At 65.2% G+C, this 26,621-nt stretch carries 25 protein-coding genes; 1 reads left to right on the forward strand and 24 read right to left on the reverse strand.

Going from position 1 to position 26,621, the window contains the following annotated elements:
* Nucleotides 1-12: 12 nt before the first annotated feature.
* The 4 genes from KTJ87_RS13790 to KTJ87_RS13805 form a co-directional block, all read right to left on the reverse strand.
* A complete protein-coding gene (locus tag KTJ87_RS13790; RefSeq protein ID WP_267139722.1) occupies nt 13-237 on the reverse strand; it encodes a hypothetical protein in 225 nt (74 codons plus the stop codon).
* 126 nt (nt 238-363) lie between these two features.
* Nucleotides 364-1,017 carry a YjbF family lipoprotein gene (locus KTJ87_RS13795; protein WP_267139723.1) on the reverse strand — a complete coding sequence of 218 codons (654 nt, stop codon included), beginning with the start codon at nt 1,015-1,017 and terminating at the stop codon, nt 364-366.
* The gene (locus tag KTJ87_RS13800; protein WP_267139724.1) at nt 1,014-3,128 is read right to left on the reverse strand and encodes a YjbH domain-containing protein; all 2,115 of its coding nucleotides are present in this window, start codon (nt 3,126-3,128) and stop codon (nt 1,014-1,016) included. The genes KTJ87_RS13795 and KTJ87_RS13800 overlap by 4 nt, the downstream gene beginning before the upstream one ends.
* 117 nt (nt 3,129-3,245) lie before the next feature.
* Complete coding sequence (locus tag KTJ87_RS13805) at nt 3,246-4,394, reverse strand: MraY family glycosyltransferase (protein WP_267139725.1); 1,149 nt, start codon at nt 4,392-4,394, stop codon at nt 3,246-3,248.
* 210 nt (nt 4,395-4,604) lie between these two features.
* Here KTJ87_RS13805 and KTJ87_RS13810 point away from each other — a divergent pair, with 210 nt between their 5' ends.
* Entirely contained in the window at nt 4,605-5,618 is a 1,014-nt protein-coding gene (locus tag KTJ87_RS13810; protein WP_267139726.1) for an NAD-dependent epimerase/dehydratase family protein, read from the forward strand.
* A gap of 9 nt (nt 5,619-5,627) precedes the next feature.
* On the opposite strand, the gene KTJ87_RS13815 is transcribed toward KTJ87_RS13810, so the two are convergent.
* From KTJ87_RS13815 to KTJ87_RS13910, 20 genes are read right to left on the reverse strand one after another with little or no spacing between them, the layout of a single operon-like run.
* Entirely contained in the window at nt 5,628-6,731 is a 1,104-nt protein-coding gene (locus KTJ87_RS13815) for a glycosyltransferase family 4 protein (protein ID WP_267139727.1), read from the reverse strand.
* 3 nt (nt 6,732-6,734) lie between these two features.
* The gene (gene rfbA / locus KTJ87_RS13820; RefSeq protein ID WP_267140019.1) at nt 6,735-7,607 is read right to left on the reverse strand and encodes a glucose-1-phosphate thymidylyltransferase RfbA; all 873 of its coding nucleotides are present in this window, start codon (nt 7,605-7,607) and stop codon (nt 6,735-6,737) included.
* Nucleotides 7,608-7,612: 5 nt separating this feature from the next.
* Complete coding sequence (gene rfbD / locus KTJ87_RS13825) at nt 7,613-8,482, reverse strand: dTDP-4-dehydrorhamnose reductase (RefSeq protein ID WP_267139728.1); 870 nt, start codon at nt 8,480-8,482, stop codon at nt 7,613-7,615.
* The gene (gene rfbB, locus KTJ87_RS13830) at nt 8,479-9,519 is read right to left on the reverse strand and encodes a dTDP-glucose 4,6-dehydratase (RefSeq protein WP_267139729.1); all 1,041 of its coding nucleotides are present in this window, start codon (nt 9,517-9,519) and stop codon (nt 8,479-8,481) included. Before rfbB ends, rfbD begins: the two co-directional genes overlap by 4 nt.
* Entirely contained in the window at nt 9,516-10,085 is a 570-nt protein-coding gene (rfbC, locus tag KTJ87_RS13835; protein WP_267139730.1) for a dTDP-4-dehydrorhamnose 3,5-epimerase, read from the reverse strand. The genes rfbB and rfbC overlap by 4 nt, the downstream gene beginning before the upstream one ends.
* The gene (locus KTJ87_RS13840; RefSeq protein ID WP_267139731.1) at nt 10,082-11,338 is read right to left on the reverse strand and encodes an acyltransferase family protein; all 1,257 of its coding nucleotides are present in this window, start codon (nt 11,336-11,338) and stop codon (nt 10,082-10,084) included. Before KTJ87_RS13840 ends, rfbC begins: the two co-directional genes overlap by 4 nt.
* Nucleotides 11,339-12,397, reverse strand: a complete 1,059-nt coding sequence (locus KTJ87_RS13845; RefSeq protein WP_267139732.1) for an EpsG family protein — start codon at nt 12,395-12,397, stop codon at nt 11,339-11,341.
* Nucleotides 12,394-14,355, reverse strand: a complete 1,962-nt coding sequence (asnB, locus tag KTJ87_RS13850) for an asparagine synthase (glutamine-hydrolyzing) (protein WP_267139733.1) — start codon at nt 14,353-14,355, stop codon at nt 12,394-12,396. Before asnB ends, KTJ87_RS13845 begins: the two co-directional genes overlap by 4 nt.
* A gap of 5 nt (nt 14,356-14,360) precedes the next feature.
* Nucleotides 14,361-15,266 carry an SDR family oxidoreductase gene (locus KTJ87_RS13855; protein WP_267139734.1) on the reverse strand — a complete coding sequence of 302 codons (906 nt, stop codon included), beginning with the start codon at nt 15,264-15,266 and terminating at the stop codon, nt 14,361-14,363.
* Nucleotides 15,263-16,372, reverse strand: a complete 1,110-nt coding sequence (locus KTJ87_RS13860; protein ID WP_267139735.1) for a glycosyltransferase family 4 protein — start codon at nt 16,370-16,372, stop codon at nt 15,263-15,265. The genes KTJ87_RS13855 and KTJ87_RS13860 overlap by 4 nt, the downstream gene beginning before the upstream one ends.
* Entirely contained in the window at nt 16,369-17,214 is an 846-nt protein-coding gene (locus KTJ87_RS13865; protein WP_267139736.1) for a class I SAM-dependent methyltransferase, read from the reverse strand. Before KTJ87_RS13865 ends, KTJ87_RS13860 begins: the two co-directional genes overlap by 4 nt.
* Complete coding sequence (locus tag KTJ87_RS13870; protein WP_267139737.1) at nt 17,211-18,425, reverse strand: glycosyltransferase; 1,215 nt, start codon at nt 18,423-18,425, stop codon at nt 17,211-17,213. The genes KTJ87_RS13865 and KTJ87_RS13870 overlap by 4 nt, the downstream gene beginning before the upstream one ends.
* An 11-nt stretch (nt 18,426-18,436) precedes the next feature.
* Nucleotides 18,437-19,201 carry a class I SAM-dependent methyltransferase gene (locus tag KTJ87_RS13875; protein ID WP_267139738.1) on the reverse strand — a complete coding sequence of 255 codons (765 nt, stop codon included), beginning with the start codon at nt 19,199-19,201 and terminating at the stop codon, nt 18,437-18,439.
* Nucleotides 19,198-20,331: a glycosyltransferase gene (locus KTJ87_RS13880; RefSeq protein WP_267139739.1), complete on the reverse strand. Its 1,134-nt coding sequence runs from the start codon at nt 20,329-20,331 to the stop codon at nt 19,198-19,200. The genes KTJ87_RS13875 and KTJ87_RS13880 overlap by 4 nt, the downstream gene beginning before the upstream one ends.
* Nucleotides 20,331-21,209 (reverse strand): GNAT family N-acetyltransferase, encoded by an 879-nt coding sequence (locus tag KTJ87_RS13885; protein WP_267139740.1) that lies wholly within the window; start codon nt 21,207-21,209, stop codon nt 20,331-20,333. The genes KTJ87_RS13880 and KTJ87_RS13885 overlap by 1 nt, the downstream gene beginning before the upstream one ends.
* 1 nt (nt 21,210) lies before the next feature.
* Nucleotides 21,211-21,963, reverse strand: a complete 753-nt coding sequence (locus KTJ87_RS13890; RefSeq protein ID WP_267139741.1) for a class I SAM-dependent methyltransferase — start codon at nt 21,961-21,963, stop codon at nt 21,211-21,213.
* A 3-nt stretch (nt 21,964-21,966) separates the two neighbouring features.
* Nucleotides 21,967-22,947, reverse strand: a complete 981-nt coding sequence (locus KTJ87_RS13895; RefSeq protein WP_267139742.1) for a polysaccharide deacetylase family protein — start codon at nt 22,945-22,947, stop codon at nt 21,967-21,969.
* A complete protein-coding gene (locus tag KTJ87_RS13900; RefSeq protein WP_267139743.1) occupies nt 22,944-23,840 on the reverse strand; it encodes an FkbM family methyltransferase in 897 nt (298 codons plus the stop codon). The genes KTJ87_RS13895 and KTJ87_RS13900 overlap by 4 nt, the downstream gene beginning before the upstream one ends.
* Before the next feature lies 1 nt (nt 23,841).
* Complete coding sequence (locus tag KTJ87_RS13905) at nt 23,842-25,218, reverse strand: lipopolysaccharide biosynthesis protein (RefSeq protein ID WP_267139744.1); 1,377 nt, start codon at nt 25,216-25,218, stop codon at nt 23,842-23,844.
* Nucleotides 25,219-25,220: 2 nt separating this feature from the next.
* Entirely contained in the window at nt 25,221-26,513 is a 1,293-nt protein-coding gene (locus KTJ87_RS13910; RefSeq protein WP_323371807.1) for a nucleotide sugar dehydrogenase, read from the reverse strand.
* Nucleotides 26,514-26,621 lie beyond the last annotated feature (108 nt).

The following is a 26,621-nucleotide window of genomic DNA, read 5'->3' on the forward strand; positions in this document are numbered from 1 at the left end:
CGAAATCCCGGATTACGGGTTCGTCTGGCTGCCGGAATCGACGATGGCATAGATGACGCCCGCGACGATGATCGTGCCAAGGACGATGGCGCCCGGCGTCAGTGCGCCAAGCGCGACAAGCTGCGTTTGCGTCGAGACGTTGGGATTGATGGGCTGGACTGTCTGCTGGGCCAACGCCGAGGTGCCGGTTGCGGCGACCAGCGCGGCTGCAAGGCCAAGTGCTGCGAATTTCTTCATCATGATCTCCGACCGAAAGTTAAACAGTTTCAGCTTTACCCGACGTCGACTTCACGCGTTGAGCAATCATGTCGGACAAGCTTGACGCGAGTAAGTGCCTTTTTCTTCACACATTGCGCGCAAGGCCTATCCCTTGAGCAGCTCTGTCAGCATGTATCCGGCATCAGGGCCAACCCACTGCTTCGATTTGCGGACGACCCCGCTGCCGTCGATCCAGTAGAGGTTGTCGATCTCGATATCCGAACTCGCGCAGTTTTCGCGCACAAGCGTCGCCTCGAAGTCCCCTGTCAGCACCTTTGCCCGCTGCCCGGAGGCGGCGGAATACCGACAGACGAAAGACCGTGAATAGATCTGATCCTCGCCGTCGAGATGGCGGTGGATGCGCACCGCCTCGGTGCCGTTGCCATAGACGGCGGCCACGACATCGCGCAGGTCGGCGGACATCAGATCGCTTCCCAGTCCGCGCGTGGCGGTCAGGATTCCGTCGTTGAACGCCACCGTGCTGCCATCCTGCCCTGCCCACGTCACGTTGGGCCCGTTCTGAGTCACCCTCAGGACACCGGCCTGGGCGCCGCGCTCTGGCAGCTCGATCAGCATCACGGAGCCCGGAAGCGAGGCGATCACCTCGGGCGTGAGCGTCTTGCGCAGGTCCGCAGGCTTGGGATTGGCGCCCACAAGACCGCGCGCCGCACCGATCGCCATGCCGGCCACGCCGCCACCGCTCGATCCGCAGGACGCGATGACCAGACAGGCCAGAAGGGATATCAGCGCGCGTGTCATCTCCAGAACCGTCCCCAGCCGTCCTCGAGCTCCGGCTCGTGGTAGTCGCGGACGCTGTCGTAAAGGCGCCCGTCGACTTCCAGCCGCGCGCCGCCGTCCCGAAGAACCGGCCGGATGTCGCGGCTGATCTCGGTGCGGGACGGACGGCCCGTCAGCACCGCAAGGGGAATGGTGATGCGCAGGCCCTTGTCGAACGACCCCTCGCCGAACTGGCTGAACGGAACGTCCGTCAGGGTGGCGAAGGCCCCGATCGAGATGCCGTTGTCGAACTCGCGGTCCACGATCAGGGTCGCACCCCAGTCGCCTGCCAGATAACGCCCGGCATTCACCTGGAAATGAAATCCGTTGCCCATGTCATAGTAGGCCGAGGCATGGCCGGTCACGACACAGTAATTCTGGAAGCCGAAAAGCTGGTCGAAATCGCGCTGCTGGGCATAGTTCACCTCGGCGCCGAACGCCCAGCGACTGTCCACCGGCTTCCACAGCAGCTCGGCCGAGACACCACCGTACATCGGTTCAAGATACCCGGCCGTCACCCGACCATACAGATCAGGGCCAGGGCGGAAATACTGCGCGATGGTCAGGTGGGTGATCGCAGGATCACCCTGCGCGGCATAGATGTTCGCATCGGACCGCACCCGCTGGATCACCGAATTCGACGGGATCAGCCCGCTGCGGTTGCCGACAAGGCGCTTGCGCACCTGCCCCGACATCACTAGGCCGGGGCGCGGCTCGTAGCGTGCACTTGCCTGGATGCCGAGGTCGGCGCGCACCGGGCTGGTCGGGTCGAACAGCGACGCGGCGACATAGGGACCAAAACCGTAGGTGAACTTGGGAAAGGCGGACCCGACACGCGGGATCGACCCGGCGACGCCGTAAGCATCCGAAACCTCGGCCCGGGCATAGCTTTGCCACGACCCGTCAGGTGCAAATTCCAGCTCTTCCATGTCGCTGCGCGCAATGGCCACGACCGAGGTGGGCGTGCCATTCCCGGTCACCGGGACGATCACGAAACTTTCGACCGATGCGGGCATCAGGTTCGTCAGAACGCGCGCGACACGGCCAATGAACTGTGCCTCGTGCAGAAAGCGGTCATTGCGCACGCGGACGCGCACGGTGCGGGCATCGACCGAGAAGCCTTCAAGCTCCATCCCGTCGCTGGCCAGAGTCAGGGACAGGTTCCGCTCTAGGATCTCCGCCGCATCCACCTGCTGGGTCCATCCCAGGTCCGCTGCGCTGCCGGACGGGCGCACCATCACAGGCGCGGGCGCCGGGCCGACGCTGCCGGTGTATTTCGAGGGGTGCTTGGGATTGAATGTAAAGGTCGCCTGAATGCCGACGGTGTTGCCATAAAGATAGTTCGCACCGACGTTCAGCTTGTCGGTCACATCGTAGCTGACGCCGAAGTTGAAGGGCGAATTGTAGGCGAACAGACCGTCCGAGCGCTCCTTGGTATAGGCGTCCGACGAATACTCGGCCTTGAACGAAAGCCGGTCCGTCGCCTGCCACTCGATGCCGCCAAAGGCCGCCGCAGGACCGCGGAACCAGGTGTTGGCCACGACCGTGCCGCCAAGGCCCACGCCGCGCACCGGGCGCGTGTCAAATCCCGATCCGAAGACGGACAGCGGGTTCGAGAAGCCGCCGTTCGACGACAACCTGCCCCAGCCAAGGCCCGCCGTGACCTTGACCCGGTCGCCGATGTGCTTGGTCGCGACGATGTATTCCGACGCATAGGCGCCAGTTCCGATGAAGTCGCGCAGGCCGACCGCCATTGCCGGGCGATACCGTCCCTCGTCGAGGAACCGGAACCGCAGGTCGAACGAACGGTCGAACAACGGCGATCCGGGGGCCAGGTAGTTGGCAATCTGGGAATAGCGAAAACTGCCCGTCAGGCGCGGCAGGATCTGGAAAGACAGCGTCGTGCGGTTGGTTCCGGCGAAATAGCTGTCGGAAACGGCAAGTTCCGCGTCAGGCGCGCTTTCGGCGCTTGGCATGTCGATCAGGCCGGGCAAGCCGTAGGTGTTGTATGTCGGTCGAGACAGCGCCTCGTTCGCCGCCGCTGCCAAGGCAGAGCACGTCACACAGACCAGACCTGCGATGACAAGACGCATCTATCGACTGCCCCTGATGCCGATTGTTCTTTTTCCAAGCATGACTAGGGCAATAAGCCCTGATTGAATATCGCCTGATGACATCGCGACTCGGTTGTGGTGCCCGGACACCACGCTTTATTCCCCCGGCATGATGGCGGGCGGGCGATCTGCCTCTTTGCCAAGGCTTGCGCGCCCCGCTGGTCGGCGCTGTGCAAGTCCGATGACAAGGCGGTAGGACACCACGAAAAGCGCTGCAAAAACGACCAGCGCAGCAAAGGCCCACGCCGGATTGTTCCACAGCAAGACCCCTGCCAAAGTTGGCATGGCAATGAACGGAAGCAGGACCAGTGTCGCGACCGGGTTTGCCAGATGTCTCCGGTCCCGGCCAATCACTCTGATCTCCAGCATCCGCAGGACGACCTGATGATGATGCAGTCGGTCCGGCTGGTCGGCGCGCTGGGAGTTCTTCCAGCGGCGATACATCGCAAAGCAGGTATCGGCGACCGGCCAGAACAGGACAAGGACCATGGCCCAGGCAGTCGCATCAAGGTCGCGCGCAAGGATCAGGATGGACACCCACGCCAGCACATGGCCGATCGAATAGGCCCCGGCATCACCCAGAAACACGAGCCCGAATGGATAATTGATCGCGAGGAACCCCAAGGTTGCGGCGGCGATCACCAGAACGGACGCAGCTATGTCCGGCTGACCGGACTGAACCGCGACCGCAGACAGGCCGACCGCGCCGATGATCGCCGTGCCTGCGGCCAGTCCGTGCATTCCGTCGATCAGGTTGAAGGCATGGCTGACACCGGACGTGCAGAACACGGTGAACAGGATCGCAAACGGCGCAAAGGCGAACAACGCGTCGCCAACGGGCACATCCACCTTGGGCAACCAGAGGCCGAACAGAAAGGCCGCCACCAGCCCCGAGATCCCAGCGGCCAGCAGTCTTCGGCGCGGCGAGACATCGTGACCAAGATCCTCGGCGAGGCCCGCTACAATGACCGGGAAGGCCGACAGGGCCAGCCGAACCGACACCGCCTGAACAGCGGGATCGAGGAACGGCAGGCAGGTCAGCCAGCCCCCGAACACGGCAAGGCCACCAAGCCGCGATGTCGGGCGATGATGCATCGCTTGCCGGGCGCGAATGTCCTGACCTCGACGGATCGGCGCGGCGCGCATGCTGCGGCGCGCGACCAGGATGCACAAGCACATCGCCACGGCAACGAGCAGGGCGATAGCTGCCGGACCAAGCGGGAAATCTCTTGGGATAGCTCGCATTCGCCCGATCAGCCCATTTGACGCGCAAGGTCGCTGCGACGAGCGGCCTTTAAGCGCATGATGAGCTACAGTTTACTCAACGTAATTTTAAAACAACCAGAAAATGAAAAATGCCGGATGTAAACGACTTGAAGCCACTCTTGGCAGGGGCTCCTTGGCGCATCGAGGTTTTCGGGCTATCCACTCGTTCGGACACAACGGAGCGGCATCTTGAAACGCGTCTTCATCACCGGCACGGCCGGATTCATCGGGTTTCACCTGGCCAAGCTGTTGCTGGACGAAGGGTTCGCCGTTCACGGCTATGACGGCATGACGGATTACTACGACGTCACGCTGAAGCAGCGGCGGCACCAGATGCTGCTGCAGTCGCCGTCTTTCGCCGCAACCGAGGGGCGGCTCGAGGATATGGACAAGCTGTCGGAAGCCGTCAAAGGCTTCGAGCCGGACGTGATCGTGCATCTCGCGGCGCAGGCCGGTGTGCGCTACAGCCTTGAAAATCCACGGTCCTATATCGAATCCAACGTCGTCGGGACGTTCAACGTGATGGAGCTTGCGCGCGAGTTGGCGGTGCAGCACCTCTTGATGGCATCCACCTCATCCGTTTACGGCGCAAACGAGGAGATGCCGTTCATCGAAACGGAAAAGGCCGACACGCAACTGACGATCTACGCCGCCACCAAAAAGGCGAACGAGAGCATGGCGCATTCCTATGCGCATCTGTGGAACCTGCCGACGACGATGTTCCGGTTCTTCACCGTCTATGGCCCCTGGGGCCGCCCGGACCTTGCCCTGTTCAAGTTCGTGGATGCGATCCTCGACGGTCGGCCCATCGACATCTACAACCATGGCGAGATGTACCGCGATTTCACCTATGTCGGCGACCTGGTGCGCGGCATCCGCCTTCTGATCGACACGCCGCCGGTGCGCCCGGCCAGCCGCGACGACATCGCCGAGGGCGACAGCCTGTCCCCTGCCGCGCCCTACCGGGTCGTGAACATCGGCAACTCCGACAAGGTGCGCCTGATGGACTTCGTCGAGGCGATCGAAGAGCGGCTTGGCAAGCCCGCCATCAGGAATTTCATGGGCATGCAGATGGGCGACGTGCCCGCGACCTGGGCGGATGCGAACCTCTTGCAGTCGCTGACCGGCTATCGCCCGCAAACAGACATCCGCGACGGCATCGACATCTTCGTGACGTGGTTCCGCGACTACTACGGGAAATGACGCGCCGCGTCAGAGCCGGGACAGACAACTGCGATACTCCGCGATCACGACAGTCTCTCTGAACCGGCTTTCGATCTTCTGCCGTCCGGCCTGCCCCATGCGCACGCGGTCTTCGTGGCCCATCTGGATGATCCGTTCCATCGCATCGGCCAACGACTTCGCACTCCGCGGGTCGCACAGTAAACCGGTCGTCCCGTCGTCGACAACGGTGCGGCATCCAGGAACATCGGTGGCGATCAGCGGTCGCGCCATCGCAGAGCCTTCCAGCAACGACCGAGGCAGGCCCTCACGGTAGGACGGAAGAACGACGCAATCGGCGGCGGCGATGGCCGGGCGCACGTCGTCCCTTTGGCCAAGATGCTCGATCACGCCCTCACGCGCCCAACCGGCGACCACGTCAGGCGCGACGGCGCTACGGTTCTCCGCATCCAGCGGTCCAAGAAGCTGGAACACGGTTTCCGCGTGGCGCGCTTTCACCATCCGCGCAGCCTCGACAAACTCCTCGACGCCCTTGTCGCGCAGCGGGCGCGAGATCATCAGGAACCTTGGTGCACCGGCCCTGTCGGGCAGCGGCTGCGCCCGGAAATGGTCAAGGTCGATCCCCGACCCCGGCAGCACCCGCACCTGATCTTCGCGCACAAGTCGCCTGTCGCGAAAAAGCGCCGCGTCCTCGGGGTTCTGGAAGAAGACGCTTGGCGCACGAGCGAACCCTGCGCGGTGAAGCGTCTCGGCGACGGTCTGCACAGCCTTGCCGGACAGGAAAGCGGTGCCCAGCCCGGTGACGTTCGGAAGAAACGGCGTTCTGGTCAGCCGCGCGGCAAGCCCGCCATAGACGTTGTTCTTGATCGTGAAGCTGAGGATCGCATCAGGCGCGATCCGGCGGAAATGCCCTGCAAACCGCCCGATCAGCGCCGCGTCCCGCAGAGGTGACAGGCCCTTGCGATCCATCGCAAGATCCACCGCCCGGGCGCCAAGCGCGGCGACCCGCGCCTCGTTCCCGTCGAAGGGCGCCAGCGTGACCACCTCGTGCCCGTCGTCCACCATCGCCCGGATCAGGCCCGCACGGAAATGCGCGAGGTTCCACATCGCGTTGACGGTGAGAAGGACGCGCAAACGTCAGTCCCCGACGATGCGGAACAGGTAGGCGCCATAGTCGTTCTTGGCAAAGGCCTCTGCCCGGGCGCGCAGCTGGTCGCGGTCAATCCAGCCTTGCGCATAGGCGATCTCATCCGGGCAGCCGGTCTGAAGCCCCTGCCGTTCGGTCAGGGTGCGCACAAAGTTGCCCGCGTCCAGCAGGCTGGCATGGGTGCCCGTGTCGAGCCAGGCATAGCCCCGCCCCATGCGCCGCACGTCCAACGACCCGTCGGCAAGATAGCTGGCCAGAAGATCCGTGATCTCCAGTTCGCCCCTGTCCGACGGACGCACGGCGGCGGCGCGATCCGGCGCGTTGCCATCAAGGTAGTAGAGCCCCGTCACCGCATAGTTCGACGGCGGGACATCCGGTTTTTCCACGATCTGACGCACCGTGCCGTCCGCGCCGAAATCCACGACGCCATACCGCTGCGGATCGTTGACATGGTAGCCAAAGACCGTGCCGCCGCTGTCCCGTGCGTCAGCCTCGGCCAACAGCTCGGGCAGGCCGTGCCCGAAAAAGATGTTGTCCCCGAGCACCATCGCCGACGGCGCGCCGTTCAGGAAATCGCGTGCCAGAAGATAGGCCTGCGCCAGACCGTCCGGCGACGGCTGCGCGATGTAGCTCAGCGCAAGACCCCATTGGCTGCCATCACCAAGAAGCCGGCGGAACTGGTCCTGATCCTCGGGCGTGGTGATGACCGCGATCTCGCGGATGCCGCCCAGCATCAGGACGCTCAGCGGATAATAGATCATCGGTTTGTCGTAGATCGGCAAAAGCTGCTTCGAGACGCCCATGGTGATCGGGAACAGCCGCGTGCCCGAACCGCCCGCCAGAATGATGCCCTTGCGCGCCATCGCGGTCATGCCTTCGCCCCCAACGTAGCCAGAACATCGGCAAGCCCGGCCTTCCAGTCCGGCCGCGCGATGCCGAACGCGGCTTCGATCTTGCCGCAGTCCAGACGGGAATTGAGCGGGCGCGCCGCGGGTGTCGGGTATTCGGCCGTTGGAATGTCTGTCACCTGAACGCTGCGGCCAGCCTGGCGAAAGACCTCGCGCGCGAAATCGGCCCAGCTGACGTCCGGCGCCCCGGCGAAATGGTAGACGCCCGACAGTCCCGGATCGACCCGCAGGCGCGATGCGATCCGGACGCTGGCCTCGGCGATGGCGCGCGCCGGTGTCGGCCCGCCGATCTGGTCCGACACCACCGACAGCGCATCCTTTGTCTCGGACAGGCGCAGCATCGTCTTGACGAAGTTCGATCCATGCGCCGAGAACACCCAGGACGTGCGCAGGATCGCGCAGGGCGCCATGCTGCCCAGCACCGTCTCCTCGCCCGACGCCTTGCTGCGGCCATAGGTGTTGAGCGGCACGACGCGGTCGGTCTCGGTCCAGGGGGCGTCGCCGGTGCCCGGAAAGACGTAATCGGTCGAGATATGGACAAAGGGCACGCCCGCCCGGTGCGCGGCACGGGACAGCGCACTGGGGGCGATCACGTTCAGCATCGTTGCGGCGTCCTGCTCGGTCTCGGCGCGGTCCACAGCGGTGAAGGCGGCGGCATTCACCACGGCGTCATACCCCTTGGACAAGCGGCGCTCGGCTTCGGCAACACCGTCGCCGGTGGTCAGGTCGGCCTCGTCGCGGCCCATGCAATCGACCTGCACGGCGCCGCCAGACAGCGCGGCGAGTTCGCGCGCGACCTGGCCCGATTTGCCAAGCACCAGAACCTTCATGCGGTCACTCCCAACCTTTGCCCGACCCCGCCGCGCGCCAGAAGCGGACGCCACCACGACTCGTTCGACAGATACCAGACCACGGTGCGCCGCAGCCCCTGTTCCAGCGTGACAGAGGGCCGCCAGCCAAGTTCGTCCCGGATGCGCGCAGGGTCGATCGCATAGCGCTTGTCGTGCCCCGGCCGGTCCGCGACGAAGGTAATCAGCCGATCATGCGGGGCATCGGACGGGCGCAGATCGTCAAGGATCGCGCAGATCATCCGCACCAGATCGATGTTCCGCGCCTCGTTCTCGCCGCCGATGTTGTAGCTGCGCCCGACCGTCCCCTTGTCCAGCACCGTCAGCAGCGCGTCGGCGTGATCCTCGACGAACAGCCAATCGCGCACGTTGTCGCCGGTGCCGTAGACAGGAATCGGCTGCCCCGCCAGAGCATTGAGGATCACCACCGGGATCAGCTTTTCCGGGAAATGGTAGGGGCCATAGTTGTTCGAGCAGTTGGTCAGAAGGATCGGCAGGCCGTAGGTCTCGTGCCAGGCGCGCACCAGGTGGTCCGAGGCTGCCTTGGACGCGGAATAGGGCGATCGCGGGTCGTACGGGCTGGCTTCGGTGAACTTGCCCGATGCGCCGAGGCTGCCATACACCTCGTCGGTCGAGACATGGTGAAACCTGAACGCCGCAGGCTTGCCCGCCGCCGTCCACCACGCGCGCGCCGCTTCAAGCAAGGTGTAGGTGCCGGTGACGTTGGTGTCGATAAAGGCGCCGGGGCCGTCAATGGACCGGTCAACATGGCTTTCGGCGGCCAGGTGCAGCACGGCGTCCGGGCGATGCGCGCTGAACAGCGCATCCAGAGCGGCGCGGTCGCGGATGTCGGCCTGAACGAACTGATACAGCGGGCTGCCCGACACGCTGGCGACGTTTTCGAGGCACGCCGCATAGGTCAGCGCATCGAGGTTCACCACCTCGTGCCCGCGCGACACGGCCAGCCGCACCACCGCCGATCCGATGAATCCCGCGCCTCCGGTGACGACGATCTTCATTGTGCCGCCTCGTAGCTGAAAGGGCTGGTCCAGTCGTCCCAGTCCGGGGCGGCGGCGTCCTTGTCCGACATCACCGCGCCCTGCGATGCGATCCCCCAGTCGATGCCCAGCGCCGCAGAGGCGAAATGCACCGCGCCATCGCTGGCCTTGTCGTAGTAGTCCGAGCACTTGTAGGCGACGACGGTGTCGGGCGCGCGGGTGACAAGGCCGTGCAGAAAGCCCTTGGGCACCAGAAGCTGGCGACCATTCTCGGCGCTCAACTCTACCGCGACGCTGCGGCCAAAGGTCGGGCTGCCTTGCCGGGCATCGACCGCCACGTCAAGGATCACGCCCGCGATCACGCGCACCAGCTTGTCCTGCGCATGGGGCGGCGCCTGATAGTGCAGCCCGCGCAAGGTGCCGATGGGGCGCGACAGGGACTCGTTGTCCTGAACCCAGTCGAGATCAAGTCCCGCGTCGGCCATGCGCCGCCTGTTCCACGTCTCGGAGAAATACCCCCGTTCGTCGCCGAACCGCGCAGGCGTGATGATCCGCACGCCGGGAAGGCTGGTGTCTTCGATCTTCATGGTTCCGATCCCGTGACTGCGCCCCTGTGTCCCTTGCCAAACCGCAGCCGTTTGCGCAACGCCGCGCGCACCGGCGCGGTCCGCCGTTCGGTCATCTGGGCAAAGCCCCATGCCACCGCGTAGACGGCGACTAAGACTCCCGCATAGACGACCAACCCCTGCGGATCGTTCGGATGGTAGCCGTTGCGGATCGCGGTCAGTCCAAACACTTCGGACAGGATGGCCAGCACGAACAGCATCACCGGGTAGTGGACAAGGTAGAGGCTGTAGGAGAAGTCGGCGAGCCAGCGATTCAGCGGCCCAAACCGCTCGATCAGCCAAAGCTGCCGGCCCCGGGTGCAGGCCAGAAGCAAGGCGAAGCTCAGCGCGACGACGATGTTCTTGGCCGTGCGCAGCCCCTCGCCTGCGTCCGTCACCGACTGGAACAGGCGGGCCGCGGCAACGATACCTAAGAAAAGCAGAAACGCGGCCAGCCACGGGATGCGGCGAGGCCTGCCGACCAGCGCCAGAAGCGCGCCGATGGCCCAAAGCGCGAAATACACAAGGAACACCGTCCCAAGCACGACAGCCATGACGGCAGAGACTGCCACTAGCGCCCATCTTGGCGCTGCGGACGTGGCAAGGCCAAGCGCCAGGACGCCGAACACCGCGTAGAACCAGAATTCCAGCGAGATCGTCCACAGCGGCTGGTTCGATCCAATGGGTTCGACGACGATCGTCTGAAGCATCGCCACGTTGCCAAGCACCGTGCGCAGGTCGAGCAGTGTCTCGAAGGGCGCGGTTGCGATCTTTTCGGCCAGCATTGGATGGCTGTGATCCCAGAAGCCGCTTGCGGAAAGGGCATGTGCGCCGATGCTGTCCAGCAAAAGGGTCAGGGCGACGGCAGGCAAAAACGGCACGAACAGGCGCGCGATGCGTGCGGCGGCGTAGTCGGGCGCATCGAAGCGCCCTGTCCTAACCCGGCCCAGAGCGACGCCGCCCACCAGAAAGCCGCTGAGCACGAAGAAGACGATCACCGCCTCGGCGTGAAGCCCGGTGACGAAATACCAGATCTTGATGCCGGGTCCGACCTCTGCGGCGATATCGCCATAGCCTAGAAACAGGGGGCCGCGCAGATGGCTGACGAAGACGACGGCAGCAGCGACCCAGCGCGCCATATCCAGAAACGACACCAGCGTCGGGTTGCGCAGATCATCCGCCAACGTGGTGCCGTGCGGGGGCGCGACGGCAAGTGGATCGGGCAGGGCGACCATTCAGAACAATTCCGATCTGTATGGCACCCAAAGCAGCTGCGAGAACGATCCAAGGTGCAACCAGGTGAAGAAATACAGCAGGTAGGCCAGCAGGACCCCCAGCTTCATCAACGTGGCGTCGAACCCGGCGCGCTGCAGGACGGGCAGTCTGCCGAAGACGGCGATCTGGTAGGGGATCAGGTATAGACCGATCCGGTCGGCGGCCGTGCTTTGGATAAAGGCGAGCGGGATCATCGCCAGCGCGACAATCGAGAACCCGTAGAAGATGCGGTAATCCCTGAACTCCGCCTTCCAATCCGATCTGTAGAAGACAAAGGCGAGCGCGGCAGCCGCTGTCACCGAGGCCCGCAGCACGGCGCCCCCGGACTGGTAGCGATCCGATTCGACATAGAATTCGACGTAGTCACCGAACTGCGCCGCGACGGATTGCAAGAGACCGGCCAGGCCGATCAGCACCGTGGCCAGCTTTGTCATCCGTTCCAGCAGCTTCGAGCGGAATTCGAGGTCTGCCAACAGCAAGAGCGGAAGCGCGATCGCGGCGGAACTGTGAAATCCCGTCGCGGCGACCACGCTGAGCACAAAGGGCAAAAGCCGCCGTTCCATCAGAAAACAGAGGCCCAGCATGATAAGCCCGGTCGCAACGCCCTGACGGGTGTAGCCCATCGCGACCACTATCACGAGGTAGGGCACCGACAGGGACAGGACGAGATAGGGATAAGGCTGGATACGGACGAACCGCCACAGCCCGTAGAAGAAGATCAGCGAGCACGCGCCGTTGACGCACGACATGCCAAGCCCCGCCTGCGCCATCGTCCAGTTGAGCAGCCCGTACAGCGGCTCGGTCCAGAACATGGCGACATAGAGAGGCTGTTCCGCAAGCTGGTGGAACAGGATGAGATAGGTCGAGTAATCGCCGCCCGTCTGCCGGAAGGCGAGGATCAACCACAGCGCGCCAAGCGTCAGGAAGACAAGGATCTCAAGTGTGCGGTCGCGCGTTCCGCGCTGCTCTCCGAGTGCAAAGAACGCCGGGATCGCCACCATTGACCAGTAAACGATCATGACCCGGCCCTGTGCGGGCGATGCCAATGCTCCATCCAGGCCGCAAGCATGGTGATCGACCAGATCGTGCCGCCCGCATTGACCGCGCCCGACTGATGCCGCGCCCAAAGTCGTTCAAGCGCGGCGCGGTCTATGCTTGAGGCGTCCAGAAACCGCTGCGACAGGATCAGGTCGCCCGCCCAGTCCCTCAGCGCGCCCCGCAGCCAGTCATCCAGCGGCACCGCGAACCCGCGTTTCGGCCCATCGGCGATGGCCTCTGGCACATGCCGGGCAAGGATGCGGCGCAGGATCTGCTTGCCGCGCCCGCCGTCGATCTTCACCGATTGCGGCAGGCGCCAGGCCGCTTCGACCACCAACGGATCAAGGAACGGAGCGCGTGTTTCAAGCGACGCCGACATCGTGCTCCGGTCCACCTTCACGAGAACATCCTCGGGAAGGTACCAACTCGTGTCCCTGAACATAAGCCCTTCAGCCTCGGTCAGCCCGGCGGGCGGATCAGGCCAGGGCGGATCGGGCGGCGCGACTCCTGGAAGCAAGGCCCGGACATCGGCGGGACCCGCGACAAGATTGGCATAAAAGTCGCCCAGATCACCGGCTGATCCCAGCGCACCCGTCAGATGCCCGATCCGGTCCAGCGCGGTGACCGGCAGACCGGCGCGCTCCGCCAGCCTGGACAAGGCGGGCCGCGACGCCATGCGGCGCGCGATCCCGGCACCGGACGTGCCAACACGGCCAAGCCCGCCCCGCAGCGACGGTGGCAGGCGCGCAGCCTTCGCCCACAGGCGTGGCGCCATGACATGCCGGCTATAGCCGCCGAACATCTCATCGCCGCCATCGCCGGACAGGGCCACCGTGACGCCGGTCCGTGTCAGCCGTGACAGAAGCACAGTCGGGATCTGCGAGCTGTCGGCGAACGGTTCCGAGAACAGCGCGCCCAGCTCTTGCGCGACACCCAGCGCGTCGGCCTCGGTCACGATGAACTCGGTGTGTTCGGTGCCCAGGTGTTCGGCAACCCGGCGGGCGGCGGGCGCTTCGTTGAAGCGCGCGGTCTCGAAACCCATCGCATAGGTGCGCACCGGGCCGGAGGCGCCCGCCACCATCAGGGCCGTGACCAGCGACGAATCGATCCCGCCCGACAGGAATGCGCCCAAGGGCACGTCGCTGAGGCACTGGTCGCGGATCGCCCGGGTGAGAAGCGCTTCGATCGCATCCTCGGCGTCGCGGGCTTCATGCGGCTGGCCTCTGTCCGCGGCGGTGGCCTGCACCACGTCAGGCAGCGACCAGTAGGGGGATGGCGTGCCGATACCGGCGGCATCCACCGTCACGGTATGGGCAGGTTTCAATTTGCGGATGCCGTCCCAGATCGACCTTGGCGCCGGAATACAGCCCCAGGTCAGCAAGGCGGCGACACTGGACGGGTCGATGGACGGCGCGGCGCCCGGCAGCGCCGCCAGCGCGGACAACTCGGACGCGAAGACCATCCTGCCGCCGAGCGTTCCGAAATACAGCGGCTTCTCTCCCATGCGGTCACGGGCGAGGGTCAGCGTGCGGGTTTCCCTGTCCCAAAGGGCCAGCGCGAACATGCCCCGGACGGCGCCCAGCGCGGCAGTCAGGCCATGCGCTTCGATCAGCGCCAATAGCGTCTCGGTATCGGAATGCCCACGCCACGCGGGCGCCCGCCCCGAAGCCTGCAACCCGGCGCGCAGGTCCCGGTGATTGTAGATTTCACCGTTATAGGCGAGCACGAAACGCCCGCTGTGCGACACCATCGGCTGCGCGCCTGCATCCGTCAGGTCGATGATCGCCAGCCTGCGATGCACCACGCCAAATCCGGCACCGGCGTCGCAATAGATCCCGTCACCGTCCGGCCCCCGGTGGCGGATGGCCTCGCCCATCGCGGCAAGGACCGCACGTTCAGGCGGGCGCCCCGGGTCGAGATATCCGGCCAGCCCGCACATGGGACCTACAGGTAGCCCTGATAGTCGTCGTCCAGATACTCGGACAGGCACACCCGCCAATCGCGCATCTGGTTCAGGCCGCGCAAGTCCAGCTTTCTGGTGACAAGCCGCTCGGACGCGGGCCGCGCGGCGAAATAGGTCTTGGCGAAGTGGCCCGAGGATACCGGCGTGACGGTCACGCTGTCTTCGCGCCCGATCAGGCGCACCAGCTCCTGTGCGACTTCCAATCGCCCGGTCACGCCGCCGCACACCATGTTGTAGACCCCCCAGAACCCGCTTTCGATCACCGCCCCGGCGTTGCGTGCGAAATCGAGGGTGTAGGTCGGCGTGCCCAGCTTGTCGTCGACGACGAACAGCTCTGTCTTGCCGTCCTTGATCTGGGCCATCAACTTCTGGATGAACTTCTTGTCCCTTGATGGCCCGCCGCCCATCATCCAGCCCGCGCGGCACACCACATGCTTGCGGCAATTTTCGGCGACAAAGCGTTCGCCCATGTATTTCGACCGCGCGTAATGCCCAAGAGGGCGCGGCAGATCCCAGTCGTCATAGGTGTCCTGCCCGCCATCGAAGATCCCCGCCGTCGAGATATACAAAAGCGGGATGTCCAAGTCGTTCGCCAGATGAACCGCGGTTTCGACCGGCAGGGTATTCGTGGCATAGGCGTCGTCCGGGTTGTCCTCGCAGTACTCAAGGCTGGTGTGCGCACCGATGTGGAACAGGTAGTCGGGCGCGAAATCCCGCACTTCGGCGCGGTAGGCATCTGCATCCCGGAAGTCGAGGAACGACAGCCACTCGGCATTCACGTCCTTGTCGGTGCAGCGCAGCGTATTGGCCGCGCCGTAGGTCTTGTAGAAAGCCTTGCCCAGCATGCCGCCGACACCGGCCATGTAGATGCGCTTGTTCTCGATCACTTGCCCTGTCCCATCACGTCCTGCAGAACCGCGCGGTAGTCAGCCGCGATGGCCTGTGTTGAATACTTCTCGACAGCATCCTTGCGGGCCGCCTGCCCCAGCCTGCGCCGAAGCTCCGCGTCCTTCACCAGACGTTCCAGCGCCTCCAGCCAATCCGTCTCGGACCTGACCAGAAGCCCGTTCTCGCCGTGCCGGATCAACATCGGCGTGGTGCCGACATCGGTTGCAACGCAGGCCGCGCCGAACGCCATGTACTGGATCGCCTTCAGCCCGCTCTTGCCCAGAACCCAGTCGTCCATCGGCAGCGGATACACCCCGATGTCGATGGCCTGCATGTCCACGGCCTCTCGGTCTTTCGACCAGCGCACGACCTCCAGGTCGACGCCGGGCAGGTCGTAGTCGAAATTGCCGATCACGCGCAGGCGGAACGTCACCCTGTGCGCAAGCGTCTGGAACACGCCGCGCAGAAGGTCGAGGTAGATGCGCGAGGAATAGGTGCCGGTCCAGCCGATCACGACAGAACCCTCGGCACGCGGCGGGCCGGGCCGAAAGACATCGGTGTCGACAGAGGACGTTACGTAGGTGCAGGCGCGGCGCTTGTTCAGGCCAAGGCAGAAGTCGTTGAGGAACGGCGAGGACGTAATCACGTGATCCGCCGTGCGGATCAGAAAGCGCGCCTTGCCCGGCCCCTTGATCAGCCGCGCGATGGGATTGGGGTTCATCTCTTTCGGCAGGCTCTGCTCGACAAGGATGTTGTCCTCGACGTCATAGATCACCCGCCGCGCCAGCCTGCGGACCAGACGTTCCTCGAGCGACACGCCAAACGGCGTCACCCACATGAAGACGTAGACAAGATCGTAGCGCGGGATGCGCAGCAGGTCGCGCGCCCTCCGCGCATAGCCGCGCAGGGTGCCCGCCACCTTGGCCGCCAGATGGCCAGGCTTGTAGGTGATCTTCCACATCGCCGGGTCCATGAAGGACGACACGTCGATGTCCCAGCCCGCCGCGCGCCAATCGTCGAAATACTGCTCGTACTTGAGCCGTTGCCCCGCCGCGACGCCTTGGGGGAACGGGCAAAGCACAAGCATCCTGCGGCGTGCGGTCATGCGTCCGCCTTTCGCGCGACGGCGACCCAGTAGGGCTCGCGCTCCGAGAACCGGATGTCGACCAGCCCGGCCTCGGCCATCATCGCCGCGATCTCGTTCTTGGTAAATCTTTGCTCCAGCGGCGTGCCAAAGCGGTCGCGGCTGTCGGTGCGCAGGGTGTAGACGCTTGAAGTGCGATAGAACGACAGCGGGATCGGCGCCGGATTGCCGCCGAGCCGCTCGACCGCGCGCGCAAGGCGGGACAGCGGCCAGTAGACGGCAAGGGCCAGAACATCGGTGGCCACGGTTTTGGCCCGCTCTGGCAGCGCGGCGATGCCCCGCCGCAAGAGGTTGCTGGCATGCCAGATCGCCCGGAACCACGCCGGGCGATTGTCGAAACGGTAATAGAGATACAGCAGGAACGGCGCGCCCGGTTTCAAAAGCCGCGTGGTCGCCCGCAGCGCCCGCGCGGTATCGGGGATGTGATGCAGCACACCCAGGGAATAGCCGAAATCCTGGCTGCCCGGGTCCAGCGCGACACTGTCTGTGTCGGCGTGATGAAAGACGACGTTGGCCTGCCGCGACAGCGCGCGCCGCGCCACATCGAGGGCATCCCCGGCCGGGTCGATGCAGTTGAGCCGGTGCACATGCGGCGCCACAAGGCTGGCCCAGCGCCCCGACCCGCACCCCATGTCGAAGCCTTCCGCATCCGGCGGCAGGGCATCCAGCGGAAAGATCGCGAAATAGCGGTCGAACAGGTCGGCCTTTTCCCCGGCGCTCAACGCTGTCTGGTCGAAGGTCGCCCATTCGCTGCCAAAGGATTGAACGGTGTCCTCGTGCCGGTTGCCCTGCGCTTCGGTCATGCCGCCACCTCGCCGGGGCGCGGACCGGACAGCGCGCGATAGATCGCGTCGAACTCTACCACGCCATCTGCGAGCGAAAACAGATCGACCGCCACGTCGCGGCAGCGCTGGCGCGTGTCCGGCTGACCTGCAAGCGCCAGGAGCCGCCCCACGGCTTCGTCGATCGCCGCCTCGTCGGTCTTGGTCACGGCAACGCCGACGCCCCGGCCTTCAAGGATCTCTTCCATGTCGCCGACCCCGACATTGCCAAGGCACGGCACCCCGCAGCCCAGATATTCCGCCAGCTTGGTCGGGGCGCTTGCGATCTTCGAGAAACAGGGACGGATCAGCGCCGCCGCGACATGCATCCGTGCGATCTGTGCCGGGACCTCGCCATGCGCCGCGCTGACCAGATCCAGCCGGTCCTGCGGCAGCCCGGCGCGGGCATAGGCCGCGCGGATCATGTCGTGTTCGTTGCGATTCACGATCAGGAACAGTGCCTCGGGCCTGCGGGCCAGCACGGCGCGAAAGGCGAGCATCGTCTCGTCCAGCATGTACCAGGTGCCGAACGATCCGACATAGCCGAACACAAACGGCGTGGCTGGCGGCGGCGGAGACAGCGCAAAGCGGTCGAGGTCGGCGCAGGTCGGGATGATCGACACCGGCGGCATGGGGCGGCCTGCAAACGCAGGGAACGACGCTAGTTCCCGCGCCGAGGCGTGTGTCAACGTCACCAGATGATCGGCGCCGCGCAGAAACCGCGTCTCGAGCCATTTCGTGACCCTGTAGAGCCGACCGCCCACGGGCCAAAGGCCGCCGTCCGTCCGCTCATCCGCCCAGAAGCCGCGCATGTCGAACAGGAACCGCGCGCCGGTGATCCGCTTGATCGGCAGCGCCATCGCGGCGGGAACATAGGACCGGGCGTGCAGCACGCCGATACGGTGACGCAGCACAAGCCAAAGGCCGACAGCGAAACCGGCAAGGATGTCCCACGCCGTTGCGATGGCGCTCGGACGCTTGTGATACCGCAGCGCGGTCCAGCGAATGCCAAGTCCGTCCAGACGGGCCGCCAACGCAGCCCGCCGCGCGCCATCCTGCAGGTCGGCCGGTTTTTCGAAGGATACCAGCCAAAGGTCGTGATCGCGCGACAGCCTTTCGAGATACCCAAGCACCTGGCTTTGGCCAAGCGGTTCGAGAACCCCGTCATAGGTGATGTAAAGCGCGCGGGTCATCTTGATGGTCCTCACGGCTTTCGCGCGATGCCGACGAATTTCCCGCCAGATTCCGTGACGGCGAAGGCGCAGTTCACGCCGTCGATGAAGGCCGCAAATCCCATGTTGTCCTGAATGTCATCCGAGATGAACACGCCGCCGCGCCCCAGCGCATCCCAGATCAGCGGAAACGCATAGCGACGGCCCCACCAGCTTTTGTCACTGTCGTAATGGGCCAGATCGACCGCGCCGCCAAGCTGCGACAGGGCCTTGCGCAGACCGTTCCGGTCAGGCTCTCGGATCAGGGTCCAGGGCGCGCGCAGGCGTTCCGGCACCACGATCCCGACGAAAGCCTCGTTCCCCATCTTGGGATAGGGCATGTCGACGCTGACCAGCCGCGCCCCGTCGCGCCCATGGAGTGCGGAAAGGATCGCTAGGCTCGACCAGCCATAGGCGACGCCGGTTTCGACCACGCGGCACGCGCCCGAGGCGGAGACAGCGGCGTGCAGAAGATCAAGATCGCCCGGCCCACCCATCTCGGCGCGCGACGCCCTGGCGCGCTGTTCACCCTCTTGCCGCAGAGCCGCGGGGAACCCGGGGGCAGCGTTATCCAGTCCGATCGCGGCCAGAGCCTGCGGCACGGGAACGGCATGGGTTGCGGCCCAGTTGGCGGCCCGCGCCGCGTCAGCCGCGCCGTCATGATCGGGGCGCAGCTTGCGCAATCCCAATTCCACTGCTTGCGCCCAATGGCTGCGGCGCTGCGCGAACCAGAAGGCGGTTCTGGCACGTTCGATCATGGTGTCTCTCCGGGGGCATGCGGGCCATGCGCGCCGCGCGTGTCGGGCGACATCAGCCGCAGATAGGCCCTAGCCGCAGCATCGACGGTAAAGGACCGGCCGCGCACGCGCAGCGCGTCGGTATCGTGGACCGCATCCAGCGCTTCGATCATGGCACGTGCCAAAGCCTCGGCATCACCCACGGGCACAAGCGTGCCAAAGCGGCCGTCTTCGAGGATCTCGGCAGGACCAGAGGGGCAGTCGGTGGACACCACCGGAACGCCCTCTGCCAGCGCCTCGACGATCACGTTGCCAAAGCCTTCGTAGTCCGAGGACAGGACGAACAGGTCGGCACCCTGATAATACGGCGCAGGATCGTCGGCGAAGCCGGGCATCAGGATGTCGTCATCCAGACCCGCCGCAGCTATGGCCTGCCGGGTATCGTCTTCGCTCTCGCCTGTGCCAAGGATCACAAGCCGGGCCGCGCGAGCCTGCCGCGCCTTGGCAAAAGCCTTCACCAGAAGTGGATGGTTCTTCTGGGGCTTGAACCGCCCGACGGTCAGAATGCGCCTGCCTGTATAGCCGCTCCACGCCGTTTCAATCTCGTCAGGCGTCGCGGCACGCATGTCCATCGAAAGCGCATTGTGAATGACCTTGAACGCCGCCGCGCGCAGCCCGGACAACCTGGCCAGATCAGCCGCCACGCCGCGCGACACCGCGACCCGGACATCTGCCAGCGGATAGGTCAGCCGGATCGACCACCCCATCAGGGCAGCGCCGAGGCGCGACTTGTGCCGATATTGCTGCGACAGGGTGTTGTGATCCGACAGCACCAGCCGCGCCTTGCTGCGCACAAGCCGATGGGCCAGCACGACGATTGAAGTCAGCGGCCACATCGCCACCAGCACGGCATCGGGCCGCTCGTCCCTGAAATAGGCGCGCAGTGGAAACACCATGTCGCGCAGCCTTTCGACGCCGAACACGATGACGCGCACGCCCGGCGGCACCGATTGCGGTCTTGGGCCGACCTCTTGCCGAAGCACGAAATCCACCTCATGGCCGCTCTGGATGAACTGCCCCGCAAGACTGATGAACAGGGTTTCGACCCCGCCCACCGGCCCGAGGCTGGGGATGATCATCGCGATCCGCATCAGGTTGCACCGGCAAGGGAGCGCGCGGCGCGGGCGGTCCGCACGGCGCGCCCCCGGTGCAGCCATTCCCGGCCCAGATCGACCGGCGCCGCGCCGAACATGCGCTTGAACCGGTAAATTCCGTTCGCGTCATCGAAGACGGTCACGCCGCCAAGATCGTACCAGTTGATCCCCCGCGCCTTGAGATCCAGCATCGCCTTCCAGTGCAGCAGCTGGCCGATCCCGCTTGACCCGAGGTCGCGTGCGGCGCCGTGCATGAAGATTGCCTTGCCCGCCGTGCGATAGACGTGAAGACAACTCACCTCATCGGCCAGAGTGACGCGGTAGAGCGTTGCGTTGCCTGCGGCATACATCCTGCCAACGGTCTCTTGCCGGGCAGGCTGGAACCCGCGTTCCCTTGCCAGGGCGTTCTGAAGCACCATGAATTCGGTGATCTCGTCCGCATCAGGATTGTCCCGGGCCGAGAACGTCGCGCCCGCCTTGGCCGCCTTGCGGATCTTGCGGCGATGATCGGACGACATCACCGCCATCAACTCGTCCTCGGCGCGGCGCAGGTCGATCACCATGGTCCTGAGGTTCAGCAGGGCGTCGCCCTTGCCAGCCGGAGCAAAGGCCAGGCCGGTCAGATCGGCCGGATCGAAGGAACCCGAGAAATCATGGATCACGATTTCGCTGCGCCAGGCCATGCGGGCGGTCTTGTCCAGCCAACCGCGCAGGGCCGCGATGCCGTTCATTTCGACCAGCGCCAGCTGACGGATCAGTCCATAACGCCGCTGCGACAGGACGCGCAGGCCGGGCACCTCGTGCAGCACATGCCAGCCATAGTGCGCCTGATGCGCCCAGTCCTCGTCCAGAAAGATGCTGCGATAGCCGGTCATGTCATCCCCGGCGCCGGGCGGCATAGTAGATCCACGGGCTGAAGATCGCGGCGCGCGCCAGCGTGACCTTGCAGGGACGATCCTCGATCAACTCGAAACCAGCGTCGCGCAACTGCGCCTCGATCACCTGGGCCGTCGAGATGTAATGCGTCATGCCGCCGTGCAGCGGATCGGTCTCATATCCATGGCCGCGCCGGAACGCGCCAGAGATCAGGCGGCGCCGCAGCGTGCCAGTCATCATTCCGGCAGCGCGCGCCGTGCGCCACAGCGCGCGGACTAGGCCCGCGCCCCTGGAGTCGGGCCAATTCAGCACCATCCGCGCGTTGTGCGACGACAGGATGAAGATCCCGCCGGGTTTCAGCACCCGTGCAGTCTCGGACAGGCAGGCGTGCCGTGCGGCATCGCCGGGAAGCACATCGATCCCGTTGAACGAGAACACGACGGCGTCGAAACTGGCGTCCGCGAATTGCGACATGTCGGCGGCATCACATTGCACGAAGCTTAGGCCCGGAAACCGCGCCTTGCAGGCATCGACCATGCCCTGCGCATAGTCCGCGCCGACATAGGTTCCCGCGACCTTCGACAGGCAAGGCGTGGTGCGCCCGCCCCCGACGCCCATGTCGAGAATTGCCATCCCTTGCGTCAGATGCCGGTCGAACAGAAACGCCTCAGGCTCCTGAAGCTTCGACTGGGCGGCGTAGTGGGCGACGACATCGTCCCGTTCATATTTCTCGCGGTTGGGGTCTAACATCATCGGCTAGGTCCCTTGACCGAATGACTGGCGACCGCCAAGCGCCCGTGCCGCAAGTTCACGCGGGGCATTGCCATGCATCGTGATACGGCCATGCACCCGGTTCCCCGGCGCGGATGTCCGCTCGCCCACCAGAAGCACATGGCGATACCCGGCACCTGCGACCGCGTCGATCTGCGCCGGGTGCGCGGCGCCGTTGGGAAAGGCATAGACCTGCGGGGCAAAGGCCAGATGATCGGCGAACCATCGGCGGCAGCGGTCCAGATCATCGGCAAGGTAGGCCGCTGTTTCGACCGTCATGGTTGCATGGTCATGGGAATGTGCACCTATTTCATGACGCTCCGCTACGACGCGGAGTGACGCCAGGTCAAGAACAGGTGTCGTTCGGAACCCGCCCAGGCTGTCCATGAACGGCACAAGCGCGGCGAACGCCCGTTCCTGTTCTGCGAAAGGCATGGATTTCAGCACCGCCGAGGCGCGCAGGCCAAGGGTGCCGCGGTCAGACCTTGTGCGGAAGGCGGCATCGGTGCCCGGCAATGGCGTTTCGGCCAGAAGGGAACGGGGCGCCTGCCCGATGAAATCCTGAATCTGCACGTTCAGCGGCGGACGCCCGCTGTCCACGACGCGCGGCACGATATTGAGGTTTGCCGCGACGCCGCGCGCCGACAGGATGGGATCGACCGTCTCCAGAAAATCCCTGTACCCATCGTCAAAGGACAGGATCGCAGGCGGCTTCGCCCATGTCCTGCCGTCCGCCAGATCCCGGAACGTCACCAGTGTAAACCGTTCCTGCATCCAATCCACCAACCCGGCGAACAGATCGGGCGCGATGGCGCCGTAGCTGCTGCTGCGATCGTCCGAGACGCGGTGAAGGTTCAGGATCGGCATCTGCCCGGCGGCGCGCAGGCCCTCGATGCGCCGCGCAAGACGGGAAGGCCGCCCCAGCAGGTGCCACGCGAGGCGCTTGGCGACTGTCCGGGCGGTCATGGCGCACGCCGCGTGGCAAGGAAGTTGCGGGCATCGAGGCGGGTGATGTCGAAACCGGCGGCGATCAGCATGGCCGAGGTCTCGTCGCCCTCTCCTGCCCAGCTTTCAAAGGCGATCAGCCGGGTCTTTCGCAACGTCTTGACGGCACCGCGCAGCGCCATCGGTTCGGCGCCCTCCAGGTCGAGCTTGAGAAGCGCGATGTCGCCAATCACTTCAGTGACATCGTCCAGCGTCGTGGTCCGCACCGTGATCTGCCGAACCGCCTGGCCAGCGTTGGCGGCGTCCGCGATGCTGGCCTGACCGAAAAGCCCCTCGGGAACCCGCGCGTTCACCGTCTCGCCCGCCACTGACGACAGGGCGCTCTCGACCACCCTCACCCGGTCTTCGACCTTGTTCAGCGCCAGGTTGCGCCGCAGGCAAGCGGCTGTTTCGGGCATCATCTCGACCGCGACCACAGCGCCGGCCGACCCGACCTTGCGCGCAAAGGCCACCGTCAACGCCCCGATGTTCGCCCCCGCATCGACGACAGTGTCACCGGGCGCAAGACGCGCCTCGACAAGCGACAGGATAGCAAGATGCCCCACCGCAAGAACATGCCCAAGATCGTCGGACCGGCTGCGCACGGCAAAGCGCCCCATGCTGCGCACGTCGAGCGTCGCATCCACGGCAAGCACCGGATCACGCCATTGCGCAAGGTCGGTAAGGATGTGCCGGGGCGCAGCGGCGAACGAGGCGCGCAGCGCTGCACGATCCTGCGCAACCGCGCCGCTGACATTGCGCAGGACGTAGAGCCAGCTTGCGGAGCGACGCGCGATGTTCGTCACCGCGCCAAGGACCGACCGGAGCGGCGCGGGAACCCACGGCTTCAGCGAGGCTCGGAGAGTTCGCTGCATCCTACTCTCCCGCAGCTTTCCGAGGCTTGCCGCCCGCAATGTGCCCGAAGATGTGCCGCGCCCCAAGGATCGACGGATCGACGCCAAGCGCTCTCTGGGCGCGGCGCACCAAGATCAGGCCCTTGAGCAATTCTGACAGGATAAGGCCGACCCCGGCCGCAGACAGCCCCAGCCCCGGATACAGCAAAAGCGTCGTTCCAGCGCCGACAACAGGACTGACGGCATAAGCGACCGTCACCGTGCGTTCCTCGCCGCTCATGTTCAGGATGGTCGCAACGGCACCGAATGCCGCGCTGATCAGGAACGCGGTGCTGATCAGGACAAGCGGTGGCCAGGCGGCAAGATAGTCCGGCCCGAACAGAAGACCGATCAGCGGACGCCCTACCGCCACAAGGGCGATCAGCATCAGAAGAACGCTCAGGAAGGTGGCGAGCGCGGCACCGCCCGCAAGCTTGGCCATCCGTTCCTTGTCCTGCGCAGCCCAGAACTGCGCGACATGGGGCATGATAACCAGCGTGATCAGGGTCGTTGGCAGCCCGACGAACCCGGCGGCGGCCAGTGCGACCCGAAACTGGCCGACCTCTTGCAGCGACGCGATCACACCCAGCAGAAGGATCGGATACTGCCCGTCCAGCACCCGCAGCACCTCGGTTCCGGTCATCGGAAGCGCGGCGGCGGTCCAGGCCCCTGGCTCTGCCTTGCCCTTCGACGCGATCAGATCAGGCGGAGCGATCCGCGCTGCATGAACGATCAGCAGGGCCAGCGTCACGATGGCCGCCAGCGCCTGAAGCGCGATGGCCCGTTCGGGCCGCATCGTGGCGCCAAGCACGCCTGCGACGATCAGAAGGGCCGCGAACAGCGCGGGCCGCAGCAGCGCGTCATAGACTTGCGCGCTGACGACATGGTGAAACCCCCGGATCGCCGCGACCCCCAGATTGAGGAACGCGGTCAGCGGCACCAGCCAGACCGCCCAATGCAGCGTGCGCCGGATCGCATCAGACAGATCCCACGGCCAGAGCGCCAGCGCGGCAAGACACAAGGCGGTCAGCGTCAGCGACGAGACCGCCACCACCAACGGAAACCACGTCAGGCTGGCCCGGGCACGCGCGCGGTAGGCAGGCGTGCCCGAAGAGGCCAGCTCCCGCGTCAGAAGCTGCGGCAGGGCAAGCTGCGCTGGCACGGCCAGCAACAGGACGATGGCCATCACGGTGCCGTAGACGCCAAACCCGTCCGGCCCAAGTGCCCGGGCCAGCTGGACGCCAACAAGGAACGTCGCCGCCATTCCAAGCAACCGAACCCCCGCGCTGCCCAGAACCGCGCGGATCAGCACGCCTGCCAGATTCCGGCCCAGGACAAGTGAGCGCAGGCGCGAGGCCATCGCTACAGACGTCCGTCGCTGGCGCTCTTGTCGAACGCGGACTTGAGGTCGAACAACACCGCGCCCTCTCGTCCAAAGGCGCGCAGCGCCTCGGCGCCCATCGCCACGAAGTCGCGGTGCGGCACCGCGAGAAGAATGGCGTCGTATTGCCCGGCCTCGGGCGGGCCGGTCAGCATGTCGAACCCGAATTCTCGCCGCGCCTCGGCGCCGTCGGCCCAGCTGTCCCAGACATCGACCTGCGCGTTGTAGTCCCGCAGCGCCTCGATCACGTCGATCACCCGGCTGTTGCGCAGATCCGGGCAGTTTTCCTTGAACGTCAGACCCATCACAAGGATGCGGCTGCCGACGACAGGGAACGCGCGGTGCATCATGGTGCGCGCCAGTCGATCGGCCACATGGCGGCCCATCGCGTCGTTGATGCGGCGGCCAGACAGGATGACCTCGGGGTGATGACCGACCTCCTGCGCGCGGTGGGTCAGGTAGTAGGGATCGACACCGATGCAGTGGCCGCCCACAAGCCCCGGCGTGAATGGCAGGAAATTCCACTTGGTCCGCGCGGCGGCCAGCACTTCGGCCGTGTCGAGGTCCAGCTTGTGAAAGATCACCGCCAGCTCGTTCATCAGCGCGATGTTCACGTCACGCTGGGTGTTCTCGATCACCTTTGCAGCCTCCGCGACCTCGATGGACGCGGCCTTGTGCGTGCCTGCAGTAACGATCGACCCATAAAGCGCGTCGATCTCGTCGGCGGTCTCGGGCGTCGATCCGGATGTGACCTTGACGATGGTGGTCAGCCGATGCGCCTTGTCGCCGGGATTGATCCGCTCGGGGCTGTAGCCGACGAAGAAATCCTCGTTGAACCGCAGGCCGGACACCCATTCAAGGATCGGAACGCAGGTGTTCCGCGTGCAAACCGGAAAGACAGTGCTTTCGTAGATCACGATGTTGCCGGGGCGCAGGGCACGGCCCGCCGACTCGGAGGCGCGTTCGATCAACGTCAGATCAGGACGCTTGGCGCGGTCGATCGGGGTCGGAACCGCCACGATCAGGATATCCGCCGCAACAAGGTCGGCTTCATCCGATGTCAGGACAAGGTGGTGGGCCGCTGCAAGCTCGCCCGGATCGACTTCGCGGGTGCTGTCGTGGCCGTCGCGCAGTTCGGCAATGCGTGCAGGGTTCACGTCAAATCCGATGACCGCGCGGGATTTCGCAAATTCGGCCGCAAGTGGCAGGCCGACATACCCCAGGCCGATGACCGCTAGGATTTTCTTGATGCCGGAAATGGCTTTGACTTTCAACTAAGACGCGAATTTGACGTAGCGGAAGGAATCCAATGGCGCAATGCACACAGTGAGGTTCGTGCGCAATTCGTCTTGGCCGGGTCACCATGATTCGCTTGGCGAACG

Origin of the sequence: Anianabacter salinae (genome assembly GCF_019061145.1) — a bacterium.
GTDB classification, from domain to species: domain Bacteria; phylum Pseudomonadota; class Alphaproteobacteria; order Rhodobacterales; family Rhodobacteraceae; genus Anianibacter; species Anianibacter salinarum.